General features: G+C 43.1%; 2 protein-coding genes. One reads left to right on the top strand and one right to left on the bottom strand.

Going from position 1 to position 2,005, the window contains the following annotated elements; all coding sequences use genetic code 11:
• Positions 1 to 303: 303 nt before the first annotated feature.
• On the bottom strand, positions 304 to 612 hold the full coding sequence (locus OKC40_RS22250; RefSeq protein WP_185666326.1) for a monooxygenase: 309 nt from the start codon (positions 610 to 612) through the stop codon (positions 304 to 306).
• A 98-nt stretch (positions 613 to 710) separates the two neighbouring features.
• Between OKC40_RS22250 and OKC40_RS22245 the strand changes: the two genes are divergently transcribed.
• On the top strand, positions 711 to 1,613 hold the full coding sequence (locus tag OKC40_RS22245; protein WP_270694375.1) for a LysR family transcriptional regulator: 903 nt from the start codon (positions 711 to 713) through the stop codon (positions 1,611 to 1,613).
• Positions 1,614 to 2,005 lie beyond the last annotated feature (392 nt).

Below are 2,005 nucleotides of genomic sequence, written 5' to 3'. Positions count from 1 at the left end.
CTACCTGAAGCAACACCGTTTATATAGCCGCACACTTGGAATTATTTGAGTCTCTAAAAATGAGGGGATCTCTAAGGTGTATAAGAGTCAGGCTCAGTGGTGCTGGACACCGGACGATCTGATAGAGTGTGGATAATATGGGGGAGCAATTTGTGGGGATCCCTCAGGTGAGACACTCTTTTGAACCTGTTTTCGTCAGCAAGAACGAAGAAATGAAAATAAATGATAGGTTATACACGTGTAATTAGCCGCCAGGCATTCATTCAGGGAGGCATGGATAAACCTCCCTGAATGACATTCCGATTACTGCGCCTGACCCCGGTTTATCTTAGTGAGTGGCTCATTCACATCGAAAATTTTGTAGATGACTTCGGACACCCCGAGTGGCTTCAGGCGTTCTGAGTGCTTTTTGACATAAGCCAATGCAGTATCCTCATCCTGAAACAGGTAAATGCCGCCAGCCTCTTGATTATCCTTACTTTCAGTCCAGATTTTCCAGATAAAACCAGGTTCAGAATTGATTGATTCTGCCAGGCCTACCAGTTGACGAGACATTTCGGGACCAAACGGGCCATGAAAATCAAAGTGTAGCTGTAAAAGTTTGTTCGACATCATACCTCCAGTGCTAACGTTTTCTCAGAATGCCTGTATGTTATTATGAATTTATTGCACAATCAACTTCATAAATTAGCCATTATGTGTTCAAAAATATGACAGAAAGACTGAAATCCACACTCGACCAGTGGGTGAACTTAGTTGCTATCAGCGAAGAAGGAAGTGTGCAGGGCGCTGCTGAAAGGTTAAATAAGAGCCACACCACTCTTTTGTATTCAGTGAAAAAACTTGAAGATCAGCTTGGTACGAAGCTGGTTGAGGTGGTAGGCAACAAGACGCGTTTAACAGCCAATGCGACTTTTCTTTTACGAAAAGCGGGCACCATGCTTGAAATAGCCCGGCAATTAGAAAAACAGAGTCATCTCCTTTCCGAAAGATACGAGTCCAATCTCACAGTCTCAGTGGATCATCTTTGTGATCGCAACTGGATTTATGGTCCCTTGACAACATTCTGTTCTAATAATGAATTAACATCTGTTACTTTGCGCGAAACCTCGCTTAGCTCTACCCGAAAATACGTTAAAGAAAAAATATCTGATATTGCCATTATTAACCTACCTGTTGAAAATCACCCATCATCTTTCTTTGGCCATGTAAAGATGTTGCCGGTAATTTCTTCCAGGCACCCACTTTCCAGGCAAAAGAATATCAATGTAAATGAATTGGTAAATACAACTCAAATTGTTCTGAGAGACTTAGGTCGCGACGAAAACTTTCAGGGGGAAAATGTTGGCTGGCTGAAAACACAACGCAGATTAACGGTGGACAATTTTGATTATGCAATTGACGCAGTGATTTCAGGTTTGGGATTTTGCCGAATTCCTGAACACCTTATTAATAAAATCAATAATCCTGAGATTGTTAACCTTGATATTCAGGAGGGATTTGACTACCAGGTTCCCCTTCATCTAACCCTACCTAAGGGCGAGGAGACAGGACCTGCTGCTCGGGCTCTTTTTAATCTTCTGATGACGGAAGCAAACAAAAGGGTCCGATGATGTTAATAACCTTACAGTTCATGGAGTAAAACCGTTTGCTGTGGAAAGTAAGCTGACAACATGCGCCCTCACCCTCTGTTCGGCGACAATTAGGATGACCGGTTGACGACAATTATCTTGGCCGGTTGGGTGTCACAATAGGTACCTTGTTTTCTGTTCGGAGTTCAAGGTGCCTGGAGGGGGAACCGCAGAATTCGGAAAAAATCGTACGCTAAGCTAACGGTGTTCTCGTGACAGCTCTTTGACTAGGCTTTCTAAGGCCATTCTGATAGCCCTGACTTCCTGAAAAGCCATGGCTAAAATTTGTGCGGCTAAAAGGGATAACCGATGGTAAAGTAAGTTATCCCTGTCGAGATACTGAAAAGCGTTATCCTCGTTTTTCCCAAAACTGT

It is taken from the genome of Aeromonas sp. QDB11 (genome assembly GCF_027705265.1).
In the GTDB taxonomy this organism is placed as follows: domain Bacteria; phylum Pseudomonadota; class Gammaproteobacteria; order Enterobacterales; family Aeromonadaceae; genus Aeromonas; species Aeromonas allosaccharophila.
This window is presented reverse-complemented; position numbering and strand designations above follow the sequence as displayed.